At 73.8% G+C, this 21,032-nt stretch carries 24 protein-coding genes and 1 pseudogene; 6 read left to right on the top strand and 19 right to left on the bottom strand.

Features of this window, described 5'->3' with window-relative positions:
- Positions 1 to 66 precede the first annotated feature (66 nt).
- On the top strand, positions 67 to 1,533 hold the full coding sequence (locus ADL08_RS16235; RefSeq protein ID WP_053643467.1) for an MFS transporter: 1,467 nt from the start codon (positions 67 to 69) through the stop codon (positions 1,531 to 1,533).
- Here the strand turns inward: ADL08_RS16235 and ADL08_RS16230 are convergent.
- Genes ADL08_RS16230 through ADL08_RS37640 form a run of 3 tightly spaced genes read right to left on the bottom strand, consistent with a single transcriptional unit; the run spans position 1,520 to position 5,190 of the window.
- Entirely contained in the window at positions 1,520 to 3,544 is a 2,025-nt protein-coding gene (locus tag ADL08_RS16230) for a HelD family protein (RefSeq protein ID WP_053643465.1), read from the bottom strand. The genes ADL08_RS16235 and ADL08_RS16230 overlap by 14 nt on opposite strands.
- A gap of 48 nt (positions 3,545 to 3,592) precedes the next feature.
- The gene (locus ADL08_RS37645; RefSeq protein ID WP_053643463.1) at positions 3,593 to 4,246 is read right to left on the bottom strand and encodes a TetR/AcrR family transcriptional regulator; all 654 of its coding nucleotides are present in this window, start codon (positions 4,244 to 4,246) and stop codon (positions 3,593 to 3,595) included.
- Positions 4,243 to 5,190 (bottom strand): TetR/AcrR family transcriptional regulator, encoded by a 948-nt coding sequence (locus ADL08_RS37640; protein WP_420709646.1) that lies wholly within the window; start codon positions 5,188 to 5,190, stop codon positions 4,243 to 4,245. The genes ADL08_RS37645 and ADL08_RS37640 overlap by 4 nt, the downstream gene beginning before the upstream one ends.
- A 174-nt stretch (positions 5,191 to 5,364) precedes the next feature.
- On the opposite strand from ADL08_RS37640, the gene ADL08_RS16215 reads away from it, so the two are divergent.
- Positions 5,365 to 6,330, top strand: a complete 966-nt coding sequence (locus ADL08_RS16215; protein WP_053643461.1) for an ATP-binding cassette domain-containing protein — start codon at positions 5,365 to 5,367, stop codon at positions 6,328 to 6,330.
- Entirely contained in the window at positions 6,323 to 7,078 is a 756-nt protein-coding gene (locus ADL08_RS16210; protein ID WP_053643458.1) for an ABC transporter permease, read from the top strand. Before ADL08_RS16215 ends, ADL08_RS16210 begins: the two co-directional genes overlap by 8 nt.
- A 34-nt stretch (positions 7,079 to 7,112) precedes the next feature.
- On the opposite strand, the gene ADL08_RS16205 is transcribed toward ADL08_RS16210, so the two are convergent.
- Together ADL08_RS16205 and ADL08_RS16200 are read right to left on the bottom strand one after the other, a co-directional pair.
- Complete coding sequence (locus tag ADL08_RS16205; protein ID WP_053643456.1) at positions 7,113 to 8,357, bottom strand: GNAT family N-acetyltransferase; 1,245 nt, start codon at positions 8,355 to 8,357, stop codon at positions 7,113 to 7,115.
- A 179-nt stretch (positions 8,358 to 8,536) separates the two neighbouring features.
- Complete coding sequence (locus tag ADL08_RS16200; RefSeq protein WP_053643454.1) at positions 8,537 to 9,136, bottom strand: hypothetical protein; 600 nt, start codon at positions 9,134 to 9,136, stop codon at positions 8,537 to 8,539.
- 129 nt (positions 9,137 to 9,265) lie between these two features.
- Here ADL08_RS16200 and dtd point away from each other — a divergent pair, with 129 nt between their 5' ends.
- On the top strand, positions 9,266 to 9,691 hold the full coding sequence (gene dtd, locus ADL08_RS16195) for a D-aminoacyl-tRNA deacylase (RefSeq protein ID WP_053643677.1): 426 nt from the start codon (positions 9,266 to 9,268) through the stop codon (positions 9,689 to 9,691).
- Positions 9,692 to 9,697: 6 nt separating this feature from the next.
- Here dtd and ADL08_RS16190 read toward each other — a convergent pair whose 3' ends face one another.
- The 6 genes from ADL08_RS16190 to ADL08_RS16165 all read right to left on the bottom strand — a co-directional run bounded on the left by ADL08_RS16190 (position 9,698) and on the right by ADL08_RS16165 (position 14,642).
- Positions 9,698 to 10,678, bottom strand: coding sequence for a YgfZ/GcvT domain-containing protein (locus ADL08_RS16190; RefSeq protein WP_053643452.1), 981 nt, complete (start codon positions 10,676 to 10,678; stop codon positions 9,698 to 9,700).
- Between the two features lie 122 nt (positions 10,679 to 10,800).
- A complete protein-coding gene (locus ADL08_RS16185) occupies positions 10,801 to 11,265 on the bottom strand; it encodes a Fur family transcriptional regulator (protein WP_053643450.1) in 465 nt (154 codons plus the stop codon).
- A 45-nt stretch (positions 11,266 to 11,310) separates the two neighbouring features.
- A complete protein-coding gene (locus ADL08_RS16180; protein WP_053643448.1) occupies positions 11,311 to 11,883 on the bottom strand; it encodes an FABP family protein in 573 nt (190 codons plus the stop codon).
- Positions 11,884 to 12,112: 229 nt separating this feature from the next.
- A complete protein-coding gene (locus tag ADL08_RS16175) occupies positions 12,113 to 12,952 on the bottom strand; it encodes a hypothetical protein (RefSeq protein ID WP_053643446.1) in 840 nt (279 codons plus the stop codon).
- Entirely contained in the window at positions 12,949 to 13,833 is an 885-nt protein-coding gene (locus ADL08_RS16170; RefSeq protein WP_234352153.1) for a hypothetical protein, read from the bottom strand. The genes ADL08_RS16175 and ADL08_RS16170 overlap by 4 nt, the downstream gene beginning before the upstream one ends.
- On the bottom strand, positions 13,830 to 14,642 hold the full coding sequence (locus ADL08_RS16165) for a hypothetical protein (RefSeq protein WP_063885301.1): 813 nt from the start codon (positions 14,640 to 14,642) through the stop codon (positions 13,830 to 13,832). Before ADL08_RS16165 ends, ADL08_RS16170 begins: the two co-directional genes overlap by 4 nt.
- Positions 14,643 to 14,745: 103 nt before the next feature.
- On the opposite strand from ADL08_RS16165, the gene ADL08_RS16160 reads away from it, so the two are divergent.
- Complete coding sequence (locus ADL08_RS16160) at positions 14,746 to 15,108, top strand: DsrE family protein (RefSeq protein ID WP_053643444.1); 363 nt, start codon at positions 14,746 to 14,748, stop codon at positions 15,106 to 15,108.
- 6 nt (positions 15,109 to 15,114) lie between these two features.
- Here ADL08_RS16160 and ADL08_RS34840 read toward each other — a convergent pair.
- The 8 genes and pseudogenes from ADL08_RS34840 to ADL08_RS16130 form a co-directional block, all read right to left on the bottom strand.
- Positions 15,115 to 15,198, bottom strand: a pseudogene (locus tag ADL08_RS34840) (DUF3099 domain-containing protein); the annotation flags it as partial.
- A gap of 148 nt (positions 15,199 to 15,346) precedes the next feature.
- Complete coding sequence (locus tag ADL08_RS16155) at positions 15,347 to 15,610, bottom strand: DUF3099 domain-containing protein (protein WP_053643442.1); 264 nt, start codon at positions 15,608 to 15,610, stop codon at positions 15,347 to 15,349.
- Positions 15,611 to 15,714: 104 nt separating this feature from the next.
- A complete protein-coding gene (locus ADL08_RS16150; protein WP_030220952.1) occupies positions 15,715 to 16,002 on the bottom strand; it encodes a DUF1416 domain-containing protein in 288 nt (95 codons plus the stop codon).
- A 53-nt stretch (positions 16,003 to 16,055) separates the two neighbouring features.
- Positions 16,056 to 16,901: a sulfurtransferase gene (locus ADL08_RS16145; protein WP_053643440.1), complete on the bottom strand. Its 846-nt coding sequence runs from the start codon at positions 16,899 to 16,901 to the stop codon at positions 16,056 to 16,058.
- Positions 16,902 to 17,050: 149 nt separating this feature from the next.
- A complete protein-coding gene (locus ADL08_RS39200) occupies positions 17,051 to 17,131 on the bottom strand; it encodes an Ms5788A family Cys-rich leader peptide (RefSeq protein ID WP_351229977.1) in 81 nt (26 codons plus the stop codon).
- Between the two features lie 229 nt (positions 17,132 to 17,360).
- A complete protein-coding gene (locus ADL08_RS16140; protein ID WP_053643438.1) occupies positions 17,361 to 18,047 on the bottom strand; it encodes a DUF2993 domain-containing protein in 687 nt (228 codons plus the stop codon).
- A gap of 127 nt (positions 18,048 to 18,174) precedes the next feature.
- Positions 18,175 to 19,494, bottom strand: a complete 1,320-nt coding sequence (locus ADL08_RS16135; protein ID WP_053643436.1) for a hypothetical protein — start codon at positions 19,492 to 19,494, stop codon at positions 18,175 to 18,177.
- A gap of 11 nt (positions 19,495 to 19,505) precedes the next feature.
- On the bottom strand, positions 19,506 to 19,760 hold the full coding sequence (locus ADL08_RS16130; protein ID WP_053643434.1) for a MoaD/ThiS family protein: 255 nt from the start codon (positions 19,758 to 19,760) through the stop codon (positions 19,506 to 19,508).
- Positions 19,761 to 20,205: 445 nt separating this feature from the next.
- On the opposite strand from ADL08_RS16130, the gene ADL08_RS16125 reads away from it, so the two are divergent.
- Positions 20,206 to 21,024: a response regulator transcription factor gene (locus tag ADL08_RS16125; RefSeq protein WP_053643432.1), complete on the top strand. Its 819-nt coding sequence runs from the start codon at positions 20,206 to 20,208 to the stop codon at positions 21,022 to 21,024.
- The last annotated feature ends 8 nt before the right edge of the window (positions 21,025 to 21,032 follow it).

Here is a 21,032-nt window from a genome sequence, read left to right as displayed (position 1 = left end):
AATAGTCTGCAACAAAACCTTCTGCTAGCGTCTTTCCTGTCGCCTCCCCACGACAGGAGAGCTCCCATGCGCACGTCCACGCCCGCCCCCGCCCCCTCCCGGCGGCTCGCCCTCGGCGTCCTCGCCACCGGCCTGCTGATGACGATCCTCGACGGCAGCATCGTCACGGTCGCGATGCCCGCCATCCAGAGCGACCTCGGCTTCACCCCCGCCGGCCTCAGCTGGGTCGTCAACGCCTACCTCATCGCCTTCGGCGCGCTCCTCCTGCTCGCCGGACGCCTCGGCGACCTGATCGGCCGCCGGAAGATGTTCCTCGCGGGCACCGCGCTCTTCACCGCCGCCTCGCTCCTCGCGGGGGCCGCCGACTCCCCCGGCGTCCTCGTCGCCGCCCGCTTCCTCCAGGGCGCCGGCAGCGCGACGTCCTCGGCCGTCGGACTCGGCATCCTCGTGACCCTCTTCACCGAGGAGCGCGAACGGGCCCGCGCCATCGCCGTGTTCAGCTTCACCGGCGCCGCCGGCGCCTCCCTCGGGCAGGTCCTGGGCGGCGTCCTCACCGACGCCCTCGCCTGGAACTGGATCTTCCTGATCAACCTGCCCATCGGCGTCGCCACCCTCCTCACCGCGCTCCGCGCCCTCCCCGCCGACCGGGGCCCCGGCCTCCGCGCCGGTGCGGACGTCAGCGGCGCGCTGCTCGTGACCTCCGGGCTCACGGCCGGGATCTACGCCGTCGTCACGATCGGGGAGCACGGGGCCGGTTCGGCGCACACGCTCGGCTTCGGGGCCCTCTCCGCCGCCCTCCTGGCCGGGTTCCTCCTCCGCCAGGCGAAGGCCGCGCACCCGCTCATGCCCCTGCGGATCCTCCGCTCCCGCAGCGTCGCCGGCGCGAACGCCGTCCAGATGCTGATGGTCGCCGCGCTCTTCTCCTTCCAGATCCTCGTCGCCCTCTACCTGCAGAAGGTCCTCGGGTACGGGGCCGCCGGAACCGGCTTCGCGATGCTGCCCGCCGCGCTGGTCATCGGAGCCGTCTCGCTCGGCGCGTCCGCCCGGCTCATCGCCCGCTTCGGCGAGCGGAACGTCCTGCTCACCGGGATCGTGCTGCTCGTCGGCGTCCTCGGCCTGCTGACCCGCGTCCCCGTCCGCGCCTCGTACGCCACCGACCTGCTCCCCGTGATGCTGCTCGCCGCCGGGTTCGGCCTCGCGCTGCCCGCCCTCACCTCGCTCGCCATGTCGGGCGCCGAGGAGTCGGACGCCGGCCTGGCCTCCGGGCTCTTCAACACCACCCAGCAGATCGGCATGGCCCTCGGCGTCGCCGTCCTCTCCACCCTGGCCGCCGCCCGCACCGAGTCCCTCGCCACGGCCGGCCGGCCCGCCGCCGAGGCCCTGACCGGCGGCTACCGCCTGGCCTTCGGCACCGGCACCGGCCTCCTGCTCGCGGCCCTGGCCGTCGCGGCCCTCGTCCTACGGAACCCGGCGGCACGGAGGCCTCGGCCGCGCACTGAGCCCCGGACCGGAGCCGAACTCACCGCGCCGTAGGGGGAACCGGCTCCCGCAAGCACTCCGGAAGCCCCTCCGCGTGCACGAGCGCCAGGCGCGACACGGCCCGGGTGAGGGCCACGTACAGCAGATTCGCGCCGCGCGGTCCGGAGGCCGCGACGGCGGCCGGTTCGACCACCACGACGTGGTCGAACTCCAGGCCCTTGGCGAGCGCGGCGGTCAGCACGGTCACCCGCTCCGACGCCGCCTCCGCCACCGCGCCGGAGACCGCATCGGCCACCGCCCCCACGAGGCCGTCGGCCGTGATCACCCCCACCGAACCCTCCGCCGCGAGCGCGGCCCGCACGGCCGCGCGGGTCCCGGCCAGGAGGTCCGCCGCCCGGTGGACGGTCACCTCCCCGTCCGTGCGCGCCGACCGGCCCGCCGGGACGTCCGCGTCCAGGTGCGGCAGGAGCCGGTTGGCGAGGTCCACGATCGCCGCCGGGACCCGGTGGCCGAGCGTCAGCGGCACCACCCGCGCCTCCGGCTTCCCCAGGTGGGCCAGCTGCTCGCCCCAGTCGCGGGCGGCCCAGGGCGTGGTGCCCTGGGCCAGGTCCCCGAGGACGGTGAGCGAGCCGAACGCGGTGCGGCGGGCGACGGCCCGGCACTGCATGGGCGAGAGGTCCTGGGCCTCGTCCACGACGACGTGGCCGTAGCCCCCGGGGTGCTCGACGAGGCCCGCGAGCTCGTCGAGGAGGACGAGGTCGGCGGCGGTCCAGCGGACCGTGCGGTACGAGCGCGGGGGCCGCTCCCGGCGGATCGCGTCCCGTTCGGCGGCGGTCAGCTCCGTCGCGCCGCCCGGATCGGTGAGCAGCTCCGCGAGGACCTCCTCCGGGACCGCCTTCGGCCAGCACGCGTCCAGGAACGCCGTCATCGGGCGCGACCGCTCGATCCGGCGCGTCCAGGCGGTGCCCTTCGGCCCCGACCGGTGTTCGGCACGGGCCCGCAGGGCCCGGACGACCCGGGCGCGGACCCGCTCGCGGCCCGTGGCGTAGGGCGGCGCCTCGTCCCGTACCGCCGTGACGATCTCCGCGAGTTCGCCGGCCGGGAGGCGCAGGCGGTACGCGCCGTCGGGGACGGTCAGGTCGTCCGCCGGGGCCGGATCGACGCGGGCGTACAGCGCGCGGCGCAGCACCTCCGCCATCCGGGCGTCGTGCTTGACCCGGGCCGCCGCGTCGCCGTCCTCGGCGCGCACCGGATGGCGGGCGATCTCCTCGTCCAGGGTGGTCTGGCGGATCCCGGTCTCGCCGAGCGCGGGCAGCACCTGCGCGATGTACGAGAGGAAGGTCCGGTGCGGGCCGAGGACGAGGAGGCCGGAACGGCGGATCCGCTGCGGATGGGTGTAGAGCAGGTACGCGGCCCGGTGCAGGCCCACGGCGGTCTTGCCGGTGCCGGGCGCGCCCTGCACGCACAGGGAGGCGGCCGGGTCGGAGCGCACGAGGTCGTCCTGCTCGGGCTGGATGGTGGCGGCGATGTCCCGCATGGGGCCGGTCCGGGGCCGCTCGATCTCCCGGGCGAGCAGGGTCCCGGCCGCCCCTCCCCCACCGTCCGTCAGGTGTTCGTCCTCCAGGGCCGTCAGGTCCTCCGAGGCACCGGGGCCGTTCGGGGCCCAGCCGAAGCGGCGGCGGCGCAGGACGCCCTGCGGGTCGTGGGCGCCGGCCTGGTAGTAGGCGCGGGAGACGGGGGCGCGCCAGTCGACGACGAGCGGCGGGGCGGCGGGGTCCTCCGCGATCCGGCGGCGGCCGATGTGGTGGGTCTGGCCGTCCTCGCGGTCGAGGCGGCCGAAGAACAGCGGCCCCGGCGGCTGTTCGCCCATCTCCCTGGCCCGGCTGCGCAGATGGCGGCCGAGGGCCTCGGCGTCGGCGCCGGACGCGGCCGTGTCCTCGCCGGTGACGACCTGTCCGGCCGCGTCCTCGGTCATGCGGGCCAGGGCGGCGCGGCAGGCGTCGTGGTGGGAGCGCTCGCGGGCGAGCTCGGATTCCGGGTGCGCGGAGGTGTCCTGTGACGTCATTCCGACGAGCCTAACGGAAAACGTTACCGAGTTACATTTTTTACCTGGTCATGCGGGCGCTCCGTACGGAAGCCCCTCCCGCAGCGTCCCGAACGCCCTCCCCGCCTCCGCCACCGCGTCCGCCGCCACCGCGTCCGCCGTCTCGCCACCCGCGATCCGGCCGACGTTCCGGTCCGCGAGGATCCGGAGCACGGCCACGACCTGTCCTGCGGCGAGCCGCGCCACCAGGGGGTCGCCGCCGAGCGCGCCCGCGAGGGCCGCCTCCGCGCCGGCCTGGTACGCGTGGAGGCGGGCGAGCAGCGCCGGGGTGCCGTAGAGGAGGCGGTGGTACGCCAGCACCTCGGGCGCGTCACAGAGCCCGGTGACCGGATCGCGCCGCTCCAGGCCGTCGAGCAGGTGCGCGTACAGGGCGTCGAGCGGGGCCGCACCGGTGGCGCGCCCCGCCTCCACCGCACGGGCCGGCTCGTCCCGGTGGTCCGCGAACCGGTGGAGGACCAGGTCCTCCTTGGCGGGGAAGTACCGGAAGAGCGTCGGCTTCGAGACCTCGGCGGCGGCGGCCACCTCCGCGACGGAGACCCCGTCGAACCCGCGCTCCAGGAAGAGCGCGACCGCCGTGTCCGACAGGAGCCGCCGGGTGCGGGCCTTCTTGCGCTCGCGAAGGCCGGGGGCCGGGGCCGCGCCCCCGCCGGGCCGCCCCGTCACGACGCGGCCCCCCTGCCCGCCACCAGGACCGCGACCCCGTCCAGGATCCGGTCCAGGCCGAAGCGGAACTCGTCCTCCGGTTCGTCGGCGACGTCGAGGACGCCCGAGCGGAGCATGTGCGTCACCCGGGGGTACTCCTCCGGGTCCGCGAGCCGTCGCAGGGTGCGGGCGTACCGGGCCATGACCTCCTGCGGCGGGTCGTCGCTCGCGGCGACCACGGCGGCGAGGTCGGCCGTCAGGACGGCCTCGTTCTTCACGTAGCCGGCCACGAGCAGGGTCACCGAGAGCACGGCGCCCTCGTCCAGGCCCGTCCCCTCCAGGGCGGCGAGGGCCTTCTCCCACCAGGCGACCATGTTCGGGGTCGCGGGCGGCCCGGCGACGGGGACCCGCAGCAGCCAGAGGTTGCGGTGGTAGACCTCGCGCATCGCCCAGGCCCAGGCCGCCAGCGCCTCGCGCCAGTCGGTGCCGGGCGGGGGGAGTTCGGGCGGGGCGCCGGTCGCGGCCTCCTGCATGAGGACGTACAGCTCGCTCTTGGCGGAGACGTACCGGTAGAGCGACATGGTGGAGACGCCCAGCTCCTTGGCGACCCGGCCCATGGAGACGGCGTCGAGCCCCTCGGCCGAGGCGAGGGAGACGGCCGCGCCGACGATCCGGTCCAGGGTCAGACCGGGCCTGGGCCCCTTGGAGGGCCGCTCCCGCACTCCCCAGGCCGCCTCGATCGCGGGCGGCAGGAAGGACCCGCCGCCCACCGGACCGCCGCCCGCCGGGCCGCCCGCCCCGGCTCCCGCCCGCCCGTCGCCCCGACCGCTCGCGCCGTCCGCCATGACCCTCCGCCTCCGCACCTCGTACGCCCCGTCCCGCAGGACGCGCACGGCCCGCACCAGTCGTACGGCCCGCACGGCCCGCACGAGCCGTACGGCATGCACGGCCCGCGCCACTCGCATGGCGCGCACGGCCCGTACGGCATGCACGGCCCGTACCGCGCCCGCCGCCCGCAGGGTCCCGCACGCTTGACGGCCATCCTAGTAATGCGTAACCCTTACACAGTAACGCGTAAGGCATACGCAGTACCGGCGCGGTGTTCCGCCGTGCCCTCCACGAGCCCAGGGAGCACGCCCATGCCCACGGCCGTCGAAGCCACCGGCCTGTCCAAGAGCCACGGCTCCGTCCGCGTCCTCGACGCCCTCGACCTGCGGGTCGCCGAGGGGTCCGTCTTCGCCCTGCTCGGCCCCAACGGCGCCGGGAAGACCACCACCGTCCGGATCCTCGCCACCCTCACCGCACCCGACGCCGGCCACGCGCGCGTGGCGGGGCACGACGTCGTCGCCGAGCGCTCCCCGGTCCGCCGCGCGATCAGTCTCACCGGCCAGTTCGCCGCCGTCGACGAGACCCAGACCGGCGCCGAGAACCTGCGGACCGTCGCCCGGCTCTCCGGGCTCTCCCGGCCCGCCGCCGCCCGCCGCGCCGCCGAACTCCTCGAACGCTTCCGCCTCGTGGACGCCGGCGACCGCCTCACCAGGACGTACTCGGGCGGCATGCGCCGCCGCCTCGACCTCGCCGCGGGGCTCGTCCGCGACCCCGGCACCACCCGGGTGATGTTCCTCGACGAGCCCACCACCGGCCTCGACCCGCGCAGCCGCCAGGAGCTGTGGGACGCGGTCCGCGAACTCTCCGCAGCCGGCGCGACGGTCTTCCTCACCACCCAGTACCTGGAGGAGGCCGACCGGCTCGCCGACCGGATCACCGTCCTCGGCAAGGGCCGCACCCTCGCCACGGGCACCCCCGCCGAACTCAAGTCGCGCTACGCCGGACACCGGCTCGACCTCGTCGCCCGGGACCGGGAGGGCTACCTGCGGCTCACGTCCGCCGCCGCCCCCGTCACCACCGCCCCCGAGACCCTCACCCTCGGCGTCCCCACCGACGGCAGCGCCGCCCACGTCTGCGACCTGCTCGACCTGCTCGACCCGGAGCGCCGGGACATCGCCCGCTTCGCCCTCCACACGGCCACGCTCGACGACGTCTTCCTCGCCCTCACCGACACCGCCCCCCTTCCCGCGAACGACAAGGAGACCAGCCGTGTCTGACGCCCTCTCCGCCGCGAGCGTCCTCGCCGGCCGAGGCATCCGGATCAGCCGCCGCAACCTCGACGCCGTCATCACCTCGATGATGCTGCCGGTCATGCTGATGCTGGTCTTCGTCTACTTCTTCGGCGGAGCCATCGACACCGGCACCCGGTACGTGACCTACGTCGTCCCCGGCGTCCTCGTCCTGTGCGCCGGGTTCGGCTCGGCGAGCACCGCCGTCGGCGTCAGCGAGGACATGCGGCTCGGGGTCGTCGACCGCTTCCGCACCCTCGACATCGGCGGCACGCCGTTCCTCGCCGGGCACGTCGCCGCCACGGTCGCCCGCAACGCGCTCTCCACCACCCTCGTCTTCGGCGTGGCCTTCGCCATCGGCTTCCGCCCGGCCGGGACCGCGGCCGGCTGGTTCGCGGCGATCGGGCTGCTGCTCGCCTGGATCACCGCCGTCTCCTGGCTGTCGGCGGCGCTCGGACTCGTCACCAGGACGGCGGAGGCGGCCGGGGCCGTCACCTTCCTCATGATGTTCCTGCCGTACCCGAGCAGCGCGTTCGTCCCGATCGAGACCATGCCGAGCTGGCTGCACGGCTTCGCCGAGCACCAGCCGGTGACCCCGCTCGTCGAGTCGATGCGCGGCCTGCTGCTCGACCGGCCGGCCGGCGACGCGCCGTGGATCGCGCTGGGCTGGTGCGCGGCCCTGCTGGTCCTGGCGCTCGCCGCCTCCGGCTTCCTCTTCCGCCTCCGTACCCGCTGACGTCTCCGTACCCGCCGACGCCCCCGGGAGCGGTTCAGAAGATGTCGGGCGAGAACGGGCGCAGCGGGGTGCGGAACAGCAGGTCGGCACGGGCCGCCGCACCGGGCGTCGCCTCCTCGACGCGCCCGAGCCGGGCCAGCCGTACCGCCGACCGGTCGCCGAACGGCAGCGTCCCCAGCTCCGCGACGTCGAGGACGAGGTCGGCGGACGCGTCCGTACGGACGCAGGCGGCGCCCTGCGGCGAGGCGTCGAGGCGGTAGCGCCCGCCCGCGAGGCCGTCCGCGTCCCGCACGTCCAGGACGAGGCCGTCCGCCACCGGATACGCGCGGCCCTCCAGGAGCCGGGGCACGTCCAGGGCCCGGACCCACAGCATGTCCGCGTGGGTCACCGTCCTGGCCGCGCGCGGGTCCGGCAGGAGGTCCGGCAGCGGGTCGTCGGGCGCGCGGTAGCCGGAGCGGACGGTGGTCACCCAGTCGAGCGAGCAGAGGTAGAGCCACAGGGCGCGCTCGGCGGCCGGGGTGACGGCGACCATGTCCCGCACGGTCGCGGTGTTCACCGGCTGCTTGGCGTCGTCCCACTTGTCGTCGGTGCGGTACGACACGAACCCCTCGGGCTCGCCGGACTCCGACCGGTACACCGCGTAGTACGGCTCCGTCCACGGGTCGATCTGGAAGCCGAGGCCGGTGCCCTGCGCCCAGGTGCGCTCGGTCCGGTCGGTGACCCCGGCCCGGACCCCGGCGAGCCGGCGGTGCAGGCCGGGTCCGATCTTGCGGATCTCGTCGCCGTCGGACAGGTCGACGCGGCCGCCGTCCTCGGGGCGGCCCGAGCGGCGCGGGTCGAGCCCGGTCCGCCGCAGGTCCACGCTCCAGTCGGTGGTCCAGCTCGCCGGGCCGAAGCCGAAGCGGCCGTAGATCGGGTACTCGGCGGCGATCAGGGTCGCGAGCGCGTCGCCCCGCTCCTTCGCGGCGGCCAGGTCGGCGGCCATCATGCGGCTCAGCAGGCCCTGGCGCCGGTGCGTCGGCGAGACCGTCACCTGGGTGATCGCGTCGGCGGGGAGACTCCCCCCGCCGACCGTGCTGACCTCCTGCCGGAACGAGCGGAAGGTGGCGACGATCCGGTCCCGGTCGAACGCCCCGAGGGTCCGCGCCAGGTCCACGTGCGGCAGCCGGTCGGCCACGTCCCCGTCCGGCACCACGGGCGGACGGAGGAAACCGGTGCGCAGGCCCCGCAGCCAGTCGGGGAACTCGGACTCCGTCACCGCGCGTACGTCGACAGTCATCCCCCGACCCTACGCAGGCCCCCGGCGGGCCCGCACCGGGTTTTCGGGCGCCTCGGAGACGGCCCGGAAGACGGCCCGGAAGGCGGTTCGGAAGGCGCCCCGGAGACGGCCCGGAAGACGGTCCGGAAGACGGTCCGGAAGACGGTCCGGAAGGCGGTCCGGCGGCGCCCCGGAAGGCCTCAGGCCAGCAGGTCGTCGACCTGCGCCTCGCCCTCCCGGTACCGGCGGGCGATCTCCGCGCCGCAGTCGTCGGCCGTCCGCTGGAGCTGCTGCCGGCGCCGGGAGATCTGCTGCTCGTACCCCGCGAGCCGCCCCATCCCCGCGTGCAGTTCGTCGTCCGTACGGGCCGTCAGGTCCGACAGCTCGACCTCGGACAGCATCTCGGCCGCGAGCCGCCGGTACTCCTCCCCGCGCGGCGTCGACAGCGTCACGTGCCGGGCCGAACTGCGGTGCCGCGAGGGCACGTCGGCGAGGATCTCCGAGAGCCGGTCGAGGACCGGCGCCTCCGGGTCGGTCCGGCGCGCCAGCTCCGCCCGCAGGATGTCGATCCGGCCCTGGAGCATCCGCCGCACGTAGCTCAGGTCGGCCTCGTCGCTCTGGGCGTCCCGGCGCAGCGCGCGCAGCTCGGGCAGTCTCAGCGTGCCGAGGTCCGGCTGCGCCCGGTCCGGCAGGGCGGGCTCGGAGGTCCGCTGCGCGGGCGGCCGCGTCACGGAGGGACCGCCGGCCCTCGTCAGCGGTACGGAACCGGGCGGCGTGGGCCCGGTGCCAGGTGCACTCATGAGTTTCGTCCCCTCGACCGGTGCGGAGCCGCACCGCCTGACAGGCATGGTGCCACTCCCACCCGTGCACGTGCAGGCGCTCTGCACCCGTTCGGCCCCTCCCGGGTTCGGGTGGGTAGGTTGGTGCGCATGCGAGCAGTGGTGCAGAGGGTCGACGGCGCGCGCGTCGTCGTCGCAGGGGAGACCGTCGGTGAGATCGAGGGCGAGGGGCTGTGCGTCCTGGTCGGGGTGACCCATGACGACACCCCGGAGAAGGCCGCCCGATTGGCCGGAAAGCTCTGGTCCGTCCGGGTGCTGGACGACGAGAAGTCGTGCTCCGACGTGAACGCGCCGCTGCTCGTGATCTCCCAGTTCACCCTCTACGGAGACGCCCGCAAGGGCCGCCGCCCCACCTGGAACGCGGCGGCGCCCGGCCCGGTCGCCGAGCCCCTCGTGGACGAGGTCGTGCGCCGGCTGCGCGAGCTGGGCGCGCGCGTGGAGACGGGCCGCTTCGGAGCGGACATGCGCGTCTCGCTCACGAACCACGGCCCGTTCACGGTGATCGTCGAGGTCTGAGGGCCCCTACGGCTCGACGACGGTCTCCTGCGCCGCCGCGGTCGTCCCGGCGATCAGCGGGGCGTCCACCGGAACGTTTCGCTTCACCAGGGCGAGGGCGATCGGGCCCAGCTCGTGGTGGCGGACGGCGGTGGTCACGAAGCCGAGCTGGCGCCCCTCCTCGCCGTCGGACGCGAGCCGGACCGGGGTGCCGTGGCCCGGCAGGAACACCTCGCTGCCGTCCAGGTGCAGGAAGACCAGGCGGCGCGGCGGCTTGCCCAGGTTCTGCACCCGGGCGACGGTCTCCTGCCCCCGGTAGCAGCCCTTCTGGAGGTGGACGGCGCTGCCGATGAGGCCGATCTCGTGCGGGATGGTCCGGTGGTCGGTCTCGAAGCCGAGCCGCGGCCGGTACGCCTCGACCCGCAGCGCCTCGTACGCGAGGATCCCGGCGGCCGGACCGTGCGAGGCCGCGAAGGACTCCAGTCCGGCGCGGGGCAGGAACAGGTCGCGGCCGTGCGGGGTCTCCCGTACGACGGCCCCTTCGGGCACCTCGGCGATGGAGCCGGCCGGGAGGTGGACGACCGCGGTGTCCTCCGTGCGGTCGGCGACCTCCACCCGGTAGAAGAACTTCATCGACTCCAGGTAGGCGATCAGCTCGCCCTGCGTGCCCGGCTCGACGTGCGCCCACACCGTCTCGCCGTCGTCGACGAGGTAGAGGGCGTGCTCGATGTGCCCGTTCGCGGAGAGGACCAGCGCCTCGGTGGCCCGCCCGGGCGACAGGTCGGTCATGTACTGGGTGAGCAGCAGGTGCAGCCAGCTCAGCCGGTCGTCGCCGGAGACGGCGACGACGCCGCGGTGCGAGAGGTCGACGAAGCCCTCGCCGTCGGAGAGGACGCGCTGCTCGCGGAACAGGTCGCCGTAGTGCGCGGCGACGCCCTCGTCACGCCCTTCGGCGGCGACGGCGCCGGGCAGGGACAGCAGGGGGCTGGTCGTGGAATGTCGCTGCATGGGGAAAGCCTACGACTCCGTGTCCAGGGCCCACCCGGCGCACGGGCCGGGGCCGGACGGGAAGCGGCCCGCCGTCCGGGGCGGGGCCCGGACGGGAAGCAGCCTGGCGCACGGGCCGGGGGCTATTCGCCCGCCGGGGCCTCCCCCGTCTCCGGGGCCTCCTCGCGCTTCCTCGCGGCGCAGTCCCCGCACCGCCCGAAGATCGCGAAGTGCTTCATGTCCGTCTCGAAGCCGAAGGTCTCGCGGAGCTTCCCGGTGAAGTCGGCGGCCACCTCGACGTCCGCCTCGATCACCCCGGAGCAGTCCCGGCAGACCAGGTGGAGGTGGTGGTGCCGGTCGGCGAGGTGGTACGTCGGGGCGCCGTGCCCCAGGTGCGCGTGGCTGACGAGCCCGAGCTCCTCCAGGAGCTCCAGGGTCCGGTACACGGTGGAGATGTTCACCCCGGAGGCCGTCCTGCGGACCTCGCAGAGGATGTCGTCGGGCGTCGCGTGCTCCAGCGCGTCGACGGCCTCCAGGACAAGCTGGCGCTGCGGCGTCAGCCGGTAGCCGCGCTGCCGCAGATCGCTCTTCCAGTCGGTGCTCACCACGCCCCCCAGTGTAGGAGGGCGCGGCGCGCGACCCCAGGCCTTCGTCTAACGGAAGAAGGCGATGCCGTCGTCCGGCATGTCGGGCAGGTTGCGGGCCATCTCCGCGACCTCCTCCGGCGTGACGACCTTCTTCAGGTGCGCCGACATGTACGGGCGCAGCGGGACCTCCGGGGTCGCCTTCTCGCCCACCCACATCAGGTCGCTCTTGACGTAGCCGTACAGACGCTTGCCACCGCTGTACGGGCCCGAGGCCGCCGTGCGGGCGACGGCGTCCGTCGCCAGGTCGATCTGCGGCTTCTGGTCGGCGAGCTCGCCGTACCAGATCTCGACGATGCCCTGGTCACGGACCATGACGACCTCGACCTTGCGGTCCTTGTCGATCCGCCAGTAGCCGCTCTCGCTCTCCAGCGGACGGACCTTGTTGCCCCCTTCGTCCAGGACCCAGGAGTGCGACTGGTACTCCAGGAAGTCCCGGCCGTCGTGGCTGAAGGTGACGGACTGGCCGAAGTTGCACTTCTCCGCGCCGGGGAAGTCGGAGACGCCCGCGCCCTCCCACGTGCCGAGCAGGAACGCGAGGGGGACGAGGTCCGGGTTGAGGTCGGACGGAATCTCGATCATGAGCAGCTCTGGCGTTCTCTAGAGGTGGATTAGCGCTGGCCCTGGTACAGCTTCTTCACGGTCAGGCCGGTGAAGGCGAGCACGCCGACGCAGACGAGGACCAGCAGAGCTTCGAAGAAAATGATCACGGGGTGCTCCTCGGCTGAGGTGTGAAGGCGGAACGGGCCGGACCCCAGCTTAGTGTCCCGGGGTCCGGCCCACTCGGTGAGGTGGGTCTCGGGCGGAGCGGTCAGCCGAGCAGCTGCGCCTGGAGGACGAGGGTCTGCTGGAACGGCACCGTGAGCGCCCCGCCCTTGCGGGTCTGGGTGACCACCGCGAGCGTGTCGCCCGCCCTGACGTGGGCCCACAGGGTCTCCTCCGGACCGTACGGCGCCTTCTCCTTGTACGCGTACGCCGTCACGTCCGGCACCCGGACGTCGCCCGCCACGCGGTCGAGGATCTCCGCCCCGCCGACCCCCGCGGGGAGGGCCTCGTCGCCGTCGCCGGTGAGGCTGCTGTCCAGGTGGTCGGCGTGGGCGACGGAGGAGAACCTCAGCAGGAGGACACGGGTCCTCGTGCCGTCCGGCATCGTCCAGGCGCGGCCCGTGATGTGGCGCAGGGCGACGTCGTCGAGGACCCGCTCCACCCGGGCGCGGTCCTCCTTCCCGTAGCCCGCGAGGTAGGTGTCCTCGGGCACCCAGCCGCCGTTCAGCTCCGGGTCGACGGTGGCGCCCGCCGGGGCGGGCAGCAGCAGCTGCCGCACGTCGGCGTAGTGGATCTCGGCCTCGTTGCCCTCGGTGAAGGGCCGCGGCCGGTCCGCCGGGAGGGCGGGCAGCCGGAGCCGCGGGTACTCCCAGCGGCCGTCGTTCTCGGTCGCGAGACCGGGCACGTCGGTCCGGTCGAGTGCGGTGATGCCCGTCGCCGTACCGGCTCCGACGCCGCCGCACACGACGACGGCGGCCGTCCAGCGGGCGACGGCCCACAGGACGCGGCGGGCCCGGCCGGGGGCGGCGGGCTCCCGCGCCGGGGCGGGGGCCGGGGGCTCCTGGACGGGAGCGGGTCCCGTGGTCGTGGTCAGCTGCTCGGTCATACGTACTCCCCCGGGGACTCGATGTGGCGGAGCTGCTTCTCCACGAGGTCCGCCACGGCCTTCGTGTGCGGTTCGCCGGCTCCGGCCGACGTGACGGAGACCAGGACCTCGCCGTCGTACGCCGAACAGGCCGTGCCCCGCAGCCGGTCCCGCCACCGCTCCCTGTCCTCGGGGTCCTCCGGCCGCTCGGGGTCCGGCATCGCGAAGCAGGCGGCGTTCTCGGCGTGGCCCTTGATCTTCGGCCCCTCGTCCAGCCCCACGAGGTCGGCCAGCTCCTGGCGCAGCTCGAAGAACTCGCGGACCTTCTTCTTGTCCTTCATGCGCAGGACGAGCACCTCCACCTGGAGGTCCTCGTCCTGCGACGCGTACGAGCGCATCGCCATGCCCTGGATCCCGAGCTCGTCGATGCCCTTCTCGTACGCCCGGCGCTTCTTGCCGTAGAGGCTCTTGTTCATCCGCTTGAAGAGGGCCACGGCGTCCTTGGCGGCCACCTCGTGGTCGTTGCCGTACCCCTCGACGTCCGCGCCGAGCGCGTAGCCGTCCGGCACCGGCAGGAGCAGCCCGCTCAGCGGGGTGGAGGCCCGGCCCCTGTCGAAACCGGCGGCCGGGTCGGCGGGGGTCGCGGTCGCGGTGGGCTCCACCCATCCGACGGTGGGGGCCGTCCGGTCGGCGCCGTCGACGGTGACGGCGGTGTACGCGACACCGCCGCCGACGGCTCCGAGCACCAGCACGCCGGTCAGCACGTTCGCCACGAGCCGGCGCCCGCGGCCGCGGCCGGCGGTCCTCCGGGCCACGGGCTTCTCGGTCACGGTCTCGTCGGTCACAGGCTCTTCGGTCACGGTCACGGTCACGGTCTCGTCGGTCACGGTCTTCTCGTTCACAGGCGCTCCAGCTGCCGCTCGGCCAGCGAACGGATGTCCTTCTCGGCGATCTTCCGCGTGTCGAAGACGAGGATCTCGATCGCGATGTCGTCCTTCTGGACGAACGCCCGGGCCTGGTAGAAGTCCAGGAACCCCGCCTTCCGCTCCACCGGATAGAGGAAGTAGCGGCCGTTGCCGGAGCCCTTCACCTCCGTCCCGATGGAGTCGGACTCGTCCTCCTGCATCGCGATGCGCTGCTGGTCCTCCACGAACTCCAGGGCGCCGATCATCGACGAGGGCCGGTACTGGACGAGCCTGACCGAGACGGACCGGTGCTCACCCGACAGCCAGGAGCGGACCGCGACGCGCCGCATGCGCAGCTGGAGCTGGTGCTCCAGGGCGTTGCCGGGCCGGGTGAAGTCGCCGGCGTAGTCCGCGAGCGACCACCAGCCGTCCGCTCCGTCCGGCCGCGCACCCGCCGGGCGCGGCAGGAGCAGCTTCCGCAGATCGCCCTCCGCCTTCACCTGCCGGTCCTCCGCGGCGGAGAACGGCTCGGGCCCCTCTCCCCTCGGGAGCGGCTTCGGGTGCGCGAGGGCCGGCTGGTTCAGCGGCGGGAGCGGGGTCGGCTCGCGCTCGGCCTGGACGCCGTAGCCGACGGCGGTCCCGCCGACGAGGCCGAGGACGGCGGCGACGGCGATCAGCCCGACCGTACGGAGGACCCTGCGGCGGGGCCGCGCGGCGGGCGTGGCTCCGGCCGGCGTCTCCGAGGCGTCCGGAGCCGCGGCCGGTGGTGTTCTTCCCTGTTCAGGGATGATTTCTTCGTCGTTCAAGAGTCCCCCCACGAGACCTGAAGCGCGGATTCCACAACCCGCGCACCCACCTGACACGTGAGGTGTGCATGAGGTTGCGGCGTCTCGCATTACAGTTCGGTGTATGGCGAAGAAGCTCGTGATCAAGGTGACCGCGGGGGCCGATTCCCCCGAACGCTGCTCGCAGGCCTTCACGGTGGCCGCCGTGGCCGTCGCCAGCGGGGTCGAGGTGTCGCTCTGGCTGACCGGCGAATCCGCCTGGTTCGCCCTCCCGGGCCGGGCCGCCGAGTTCGAGCTCCCGCACGCCGCGCCGCTGCCGGACCTGCTCGACTCGATCCTGGCGGGCGGGCGCGTGACGCTCTGCACGCAGTGCGCGGCCCGCCGCGACATCACGGAGAAGGACGTCCTGAACGGCGTCCGCATCGCCGGCGCCCAGGTCTTCGTCCAGGAGGCGACGTCGGACGAGACCCAGGCCCTGGTCTACTGACGGCCCCTACCGCTCCCGGCGCTTCCTGCCGTCCAGTTCGTCCCACCACTCGTCCGACTGCGGGTCGCCCGAGGGGTCGTCCCACCAGCGGACCCGTTCCCGACGCACCCCTCGCACGGCTCGGCCCGAGGGGCCTCCCCGGCTTCGGGCCGCTGCGCCGGACTCCGCCCGGCGAATCCCGTCCGGCGCCCCAGGGGGCCTCCTGAGGACCGACCGCCGGACGCCCCCCTACCGGCCCCTACCGCTCCCGGCGCTTCCTGCCGTCCAGTTCGTCCCACCACTCGTCCGACTGCGGGTCGCCCGAGGGGTCGTCCCACCAGCGGTCGTCGGGGCCGCGGCGGTTCGCGGTCATCGCGGCGACCGGGGGGATGAGCATGGCGACGACGCACATGGCGACGGCGGCCGGCATCGAGAAGAGGCGCACGACGGCCCAGGCGCCCACGAAGAGCGCCAGGCAGGTGCCCATCATCCAGAAGTAGACGTGGCGACGGCGTGCGTACACCCCTTCAGCCTACGTCCGGGCAGACCGAAGGGCCGTGCCCCAAGTCCCGGAATGGCGTCCAACCCCCAGGAGGCACGGCCCTTCGGCCGATCGGTCGTCGCGGGTCAGACCGCGATGGCGACCTCCGCGAGGCCGCCCTTCTGCGCCACGACCTTGCGGTCGGCGGTGCCGCCCGGCACCAGGGCGCGGACGGTCCAGGTGCCCTCGGCCGCGTAGAAGCGGAACTGTCCGGTGGCGGAGGTCGGGACCTCGGCCGTGAACTCGCCGGTCGAGTCCAGGAGACGGACGTAGCCGGTGACCGGCTCGCCGTCCTTGGTCACGAAGCCCTGGATGGTGGTCTCACCGGGCTTGATCGTCGAGGCGTCGGGGCCGCCGGGCTGCGCTCCACACATGCTGTTCTGTCCTTACGGTCGGGGGTTCCGGAAGAAGGGGAGGTCCGGAGGGGTTACTTGGCGGCGCCGAGCTCGATCGGCACGCCGACGAGGGAGCCGTACTCGGTCCACGAGCCGTCGTAGTTCTTGACGTTCGGGACCTGGAGCAGCTCGTGCAGGACGAACCACGTGAGCGCGGAGCGCTCACCGATGCGGCAGTAGGCGATGGTGTCCTTCGCCAGGTCGACCTGCTCGTCCTCGTAGAGGGCCTTGAGCTCGTCGTCCGACTTGAACGTGCCGTCGTCGTTGGCGTTCTTCGACCACGGGATGTTGCGGGCGCTCGGCACGTGGCCGGGGCGCTGCGACTGCTCCTGCGGGAGGTGCGCCGGGGCGAGGAGCTTGCCGGAGAACTCGTCGGGCGAGCGCACGTCGACCAGGTTCTGCGCGCCGATCGCGGAGACGACGTCGTCGCGGAAGGCGCGGATCGAGGCGTCCTGGGCCTTGGCCTTGTACGCGGTGGCCGGGCGGTTCGGGACCTGGGAGCCGTCGACCAGGTCGCGGGAGTCGAGCTCCCACTTCTTGCGGCCGCCGTCGAGGAGCTTCACGTCCTGGTGGCCGTAGAGCTTGAAGTACCAGTAGGCGTAGGAGGCGAACCAGTTGTTGTTGCCGCCGTAGAGCACGACCGTGGTGTCGTTCGCGATGCCCTTGGCCGAGAGGAGCTTCTCGAAGCCCTCCTGGTCGATGAAGTCGCGGCGGACCGGGTCCTGGAGGTCCTGGGTCCAGTCGATGCGGATGGCGTTGCGGATGTGGTTCTTCTCGTAGGCCGAGGTGTCCTCGTCGACCTCGACGAGGGCGACCTGCGGGTTGTCGAGGTTGGCCTCGACCCAGTCCGCGTCGACCAAGACGTCGCTGCGAGCCATGCTGTTCTCCTCCGGGGCAGTGTGCGGCGGGGTGGTGCGGGGTGGTGCGGGTACGCGTCGGAAGCGTGCGGCGACGGCGTACGGCTGCGCGGGATGCGGCCCCGACGTCGGTCGGCGGGCCGTGGGGAAGGCGGGGTCGGACGTCCCGCTCAGACGGGGCGACAGAGCATGGCGGCGACGCGGCACAGGTCTACTGCCCGCCGCTTCGTGAGATCCGCCTGTCGCTTCATGGCCACGATCGTAGGGACGGACAGGCGGCCGTGTCACCGGCGTGTCGTATTTTGAGACGCGATCGTCCGAGATGCGAGACGCAACCGCGCCACGGGACCGCTCCGGGCGCCTCCGCACCGGGGTGTCCGGTTCTGTTTCTGCGGATCGGACAGTGCCGTCTCAGCATGTGACCAGCGAGTAGGGAAAAGGGGCCGGACGGCCCCCGGAGAGCCGCGTGGCCCCCGGGGCTCAGCCCGCCAGGGCTATGTCCTTGCCCGAGACCGTGACCGCCAGGCCCTCCGGGCGCGGCTCGACCTTCTCCACCTTCATGCCGGCGAGCACGTGGAGCGGGCGCTCGAAGTCGGTGCGGGCGCGGACCAGCTCCTCCACGCCCGGGATGCCCTCGCCGGGCACCTCGTCGGCGCGGAACCGGATCGTGTCGCCGTTCACCACGGACACCGTCGAGAGGACCGTCCGGGTCAGGGTGCGACCCAGGACCTCGGCCGTGCCGGTGACCTTCACCTTGCCGTCGCCGCCGTAGGCGACGGTGGCCTCGCGCTCGGAGGCGGCGGTGAGGTCCGCGTACGAGAGGAGGGCCGTGCCGGTCGCGGAGCCCGCCGTCGCGCCCGACCAGTCGCCGGTCACGGTCACGTCCCGCAGGACGACGTCCAGCTCGCCGACCCGGATCTTCCGGTCGCCCGCCCGCGCCTGGATGCCGGTCGCCCGCACGTCGACCCGGTCGAGCCGCTTGGCCGCCACCTGGGTGAGGAAGGGGAAGCCCTTGACGTCGACCTCGATCGAGTCGCTCTGCGCGCCGGAGAGCTTCATCCGGCCCGCCGCCTCCGACTCCGCGTACGCCACGGCGAGCCGGTCGATCCCGACGAAGATCCCGCCGAGGACGACGGCCAGGATGAGCAGAATCCGCAGTGCTCGCATGGGATGTGCGTCCCCCCGTGAAAGTTTTCGACCCCCGACACGAAGATCGACGTGCCGGGGGTCCGGTTGGTTCCCGCGCCCGGACGGTCTCCGGGACGGGTCGGGGTCGCCCCGGAGGGGTGACCCGTCAGGCCAGGGCGCGGCCCAGCAGGTACACGGCGGGCGCGGCGGCGGTCAGCGGCAGCGCGACGCCCGCGGTCATGTGGACGAACCGCGACGGGTAGTCGTAGCTCGCCGCCCGCAGGCCGACCAGGGCGCAGACCCCGGCGCCGAGGCCGAGCAGCGCACCGGACGCGCCCAGGTCCGTGAGGCCGCCGGCCGCGATCCCGGCGCCCGCCGACGCGAGCAGCGCGGCGACGACGGAGACCGGGCCGGGCAGCGGGAGCGCCTTGGCGAGGACGGCGGCGGCGACCGCGATCCCGCCGACGACCACCGCGTCGGGGGCCGCGCCGAGGTGCCCGGTGGCGATCACGGTCAGGGCCGCCGAGGCGACGGTGGCCATCAGGCCGTACATCCGCTCGTCCGGGTCCGCGTGGCTGCGCAGCTGGAGGACGAGGCAGAGCAGCACCCAGGCGCCGAGCGTGCCCAGGATCGCGGGGGCGGCGTTCTCCCGGCCGACGGCGAGCAGGGCGCCGTCGGCGACGAGGCCGCCGGCGAAGGCGAGGGCGATGCCCTGCCGGGCGGGCCACATGCCGTTGAGCCGGAACCAGCCGGCCGCGGTGAGCCCCTGGAGCAGGACGAGCGGGAGCAGCAGCCCGTACGGGCCGAGGGCGGCGCCGCCGGCGAGCAGCAGCCCGAGGGCCGCCGTCAGGGCGGCGGGCTGCGTCCCGGGCTCGATGACCGGCGAGCGGCCCTCGGCGCGGGCGCGCTGGGCGTCGGTGATCCGGGTGTTCCCCGAGGTGGTCGGCGAGGAGTAGGCGGGCCCGCCGTCGGCCACGGGCGCGGGCGCCGGGGCCGGGGTGTGGACCGGGGCGGGCGCCGGGACCGGGGCCTCGGCCCGGGGAGCGGCGGCCTGCTGGGACTGCGCCGGGTACGCCCCCGCGTACGGCTGCTGCTGCGGCTGCTGCTCGTACGTCTGCGGCTGCGGCTGCCCGTACGCCTGCGACTCGTGGGCCCGGTCCTGTCCCCCGTACGACTGCGGCGGGTACGGCTGCCGCTCCCCGTATGGCTGACCCCCGTATGGCTGACCCCCGTAGGACTGCTCTCCGTGGGGCTGCTCTCCGTAGGACTGCTCCCCGTAGGACTGCTCTCCGTGGGACTGCTCCCCGTAGGACTGCTCTCCGTGGGACTGCTCGTACGGGCCGGGAGCCTGCGGCCGGGGCCGGACGGCCGGCTGGTACTGGGTGTCCCAGGTCTGGCCCTCCCACGTCTGCGTGACGTCGGGGTCCTGCTGCCCGCCCGCGTACGGGTCGTACGGCTGCCCGCCGTAGTGCTGGTCGTTGCTCATTGCTCTGGGGTTCACCCTCCTGCGAACGGGGGGAGCACCTCGACCGTGCCGCCCTCGGCAAGCCGTACGGTCTCATGGCTCCGGGTGCCGACGGGGTCGCCGTCGACCAGGAACGAGCACCGCCGGAGCACCTGGGCGAGCTCGCCCGGGTGCTTCGCGCGGACGGTGTCCAGGGCCTCGGCCAGGTGCTCGGCGGCGTACGGCTCCTCGGCGACACCGGCGGCCGCCTTGGCCGCGGCCCAGTAGCGGATGGTTCCCGCTGCCATAGCGGCGCTCCCTTCGTTCGTGTGCGCGCCGCTCCCCATGATGGGCCATGCGCGCGCGGGCCGGACCGGTGACCGCCGCCCCGGTGATCCGTACGGGAGAGGGTTCGTGAACCGCCGCGATACGGACACCTCACCCGTGCGCAACATTGCGTTCCGGGTGCGGGAAGTGAGCGAAGAGACATCCACGATGTGAAATCCGCCCTCTCGCCAGGAACGCATGTGGGCTATTCTGCTGAGCAGAGGATCCGGGCGACGCAGCCACCGGGTCCTTTTGCGTTTTCCGACCGTTGTTACGGACGGATGAACAAAAGCTCTCAGGGCGCGAGAGCAGGCAGTGATCCGTACGAAGCAGTGCACGTCCTCGCAGGGACCGAGGAGGAACCGACCTTATGGGCGAGCGAACCGAGCACGATCGCATGACCACGACCGGAGCAGGTGGTGGGCGATGAGTTCACTGCTCCTGCTGACCAACGCTCTCCAGCCGTCGACCGAGGTGCTGCCCGCACTCGGCCTGCTGCTGCACAACGTCCGGGTGGCCCCGGCCGAGGGCCCGGCCCTCGTGGACACCCCCGGCGCGGACGTGATCCTCGTCGACGGCCGGCGCGACCTCCCGCAGGTCCGCTCGCTCTGCCAACTGCTGCGGTCCACCGGGCCCGGCTGTCCGCTGATCCTCGTCGTCACCGAGGGCGGCCTCGCGGCCGTCACCGCCGACTGGGGCATCGACGACGTCCTCCTCGACACGGCCGGACCGGCCGAGGTCGAGGCGCGGCTGCGGCTCGCCATGGGCCGCCAGCAGATCGTCTCCGACGACTCCCCGATGGAGATCCGCAACGGCGACCTGTCGGTCGACGAGGCGACGTACAGCGCGAAGCTCAAGGGCCGGGTCCTGGACCTGACCTTCAAGGAGTTCGAGCTGCTCAAGTACCTCGCCCAGCACCCGGGCCGGGTCTTCACGCGCGCACAGCTCCTCCAGGAGGTGTGGGGGTACGACTACTTCGGCGGCACCCGCACGGTCGACGTCCACGTACGGCGGCTGCGGGCGAAGCTCGGACCCGAGCACGAGTCGCTCATCGGCACCGTCCGCAACGTCGGCTACCGCTTCGTGACCCCCGAGAAGGTGGAGCGGGCGGCCGAGGAGGCCCGGGCCAAGGAGGGCGCGCGCGCCAAGGAGGGCGCCGCCCGCGTCAAGGGCGCCACGGACGACGTCACCCCCTCGGAGGACAGGAACGTGGCAGACGCCACAGTGCGGCCTGCCGGCAGGTAGGTCCCCCC

It is taken from the genome of Streptomyces sp. NRRL F-6492, from assembly GCF_001280125.1.
Lineage (GTDB): Bacteria > Actinomycetota > Actinomycetes > Streptomycetales > Streptomycetaceae > Streptomyces.
This window is presented reverse-complemented; position numbering and strand designations above follow the sequence as displayed.

Bases quoted from the DNA above. Each gene is read 5' to 3' on its own strand.
- ADL08_RS16190 (WP_053643452.1), bottom strand. From the start codon at position 10,678: ATGCAGCGACATTCCACGACCAGCCCCCTGCTGTCCCTGCCCGGCGCC.
- ADL08_RS16130 (WP_053643434.1), bottom strand. From the start codon at position 19,760: ATGGCAGCGGGAACCATCCGCTACTGGGCCGCGGCCAAGGCGGCCGCC.
- ADL08_RS16160 (WP_053643444.1), top strand. From the start codon at position 14,746: ATGGCGAAGAAGCTCGTGATCAAGGTGACCGCGGGGGCCGATTCCCCC.
- ADL08_RS16215 (WP_053643461.1), top strand. From the start codon at position 5,365: ATGCCCACGGCCGTCGAAGCCACCGGCCTGTCCAAGAGCCACGGCTCC.
- ADL08_RS16145 (WP_053643440.1), bottom strand. From the start codon at position 16,901: ATGGCTCGCAGCGACGTCTTGGTCGACGCGGACTGGGTCGAGGCCAAC.
- ADL08_RS16135 (WP_053643436.1), bottom strand. From the start codon at position 19,494: ATGAGCAACGACCAGCACTACGGCGGGCAGCCGTACGACCCGTACGCG.
- ADL08_RS16175 (WP_053643446.1), bottom strand. From the start codon at position 12,952: ATGACCGAGCAGCTGACCACGACCACGGGACCCGCTCCCGTCCAGGAG.
- ADL08_RS16180 (WP_053643448.1), bottom strand. From the start codon at position 11,883: ATGATCGAGATTCCGTCCGACCTCAACCCGGACCTCGTCCCCCTCGCG.
- ADL08_RS16230 (WP_053643465.1), bottom strand. From the start codon at position 3,544: ATGACGTCACAGGACACCTCCGCGCACCCGGAATCCGAGCTCGCCCGC.
- ADL08_RS16205 (WP_053643456.1), bottom strand. From the start codon at position 8,357: ATGACTGTCGACGTACGCGCGGTGACGGAGTCCGAGTTCCCCGACTGG.
- ADL08_RS16235 (WP_053643467.1), top strand. From the start codon at position 67: ATGCGCACGTCCACGCCCGCCCCCGCCCCCTCCCGGCGGCTCGCCCTC.
- ADL08_RS39200 (WP_351229977.1), bottom strand. From the start codon at position 17,131: ATGAAGCGACAGGCGGATCTCACGAAGCGGCGGGCAGTAGACCTGTGC.
- dtd (WP_053643677.1), top strand. From the start codon at position 9,266: ATGCGAGCAGTGGTGCAGAGGGTCGACGGCGCGCGCGTCGTCGTCGCA.
- ADL08_RS16150 (WP_030220952.1), bottom strand. From the start codon at position 16,002: ATGTGTGGAGCGCAGCCCGGCGGCCCCGACGCCTCGACGATCAAGCCC.
- ADL08_RS16140 (WP_053643438.1), bottom strand. From the start codon at position 18,047: ATGCGAGCACTGCGGATTCTGCTCATCCTGGCCGTCGTCCTCGGCGGG.
- ADL08_RS16125 (WP_053643432.1), top strand. From the start codon at position 20,206: ATGAGTTCACTGCTCCTGCTGACCAACGCTCTCCAGCCGTCGACCGAG.
- ADL08_RS37640 (WP_420709646.1), bottom strand. From the start codon at position 5,190: ATGCGAGTGGCGCGGGCCGTGCATGCCGTACGGCTCGTGCGGGCCGTG.
- ADL08_RS16200 (WP_053643454.1), bottom strand. From the start codon at position 9,136: ATGAGTGCACCTGGCACCGGGCCCACGCCGCCCGGTTCCGTACCGCTG.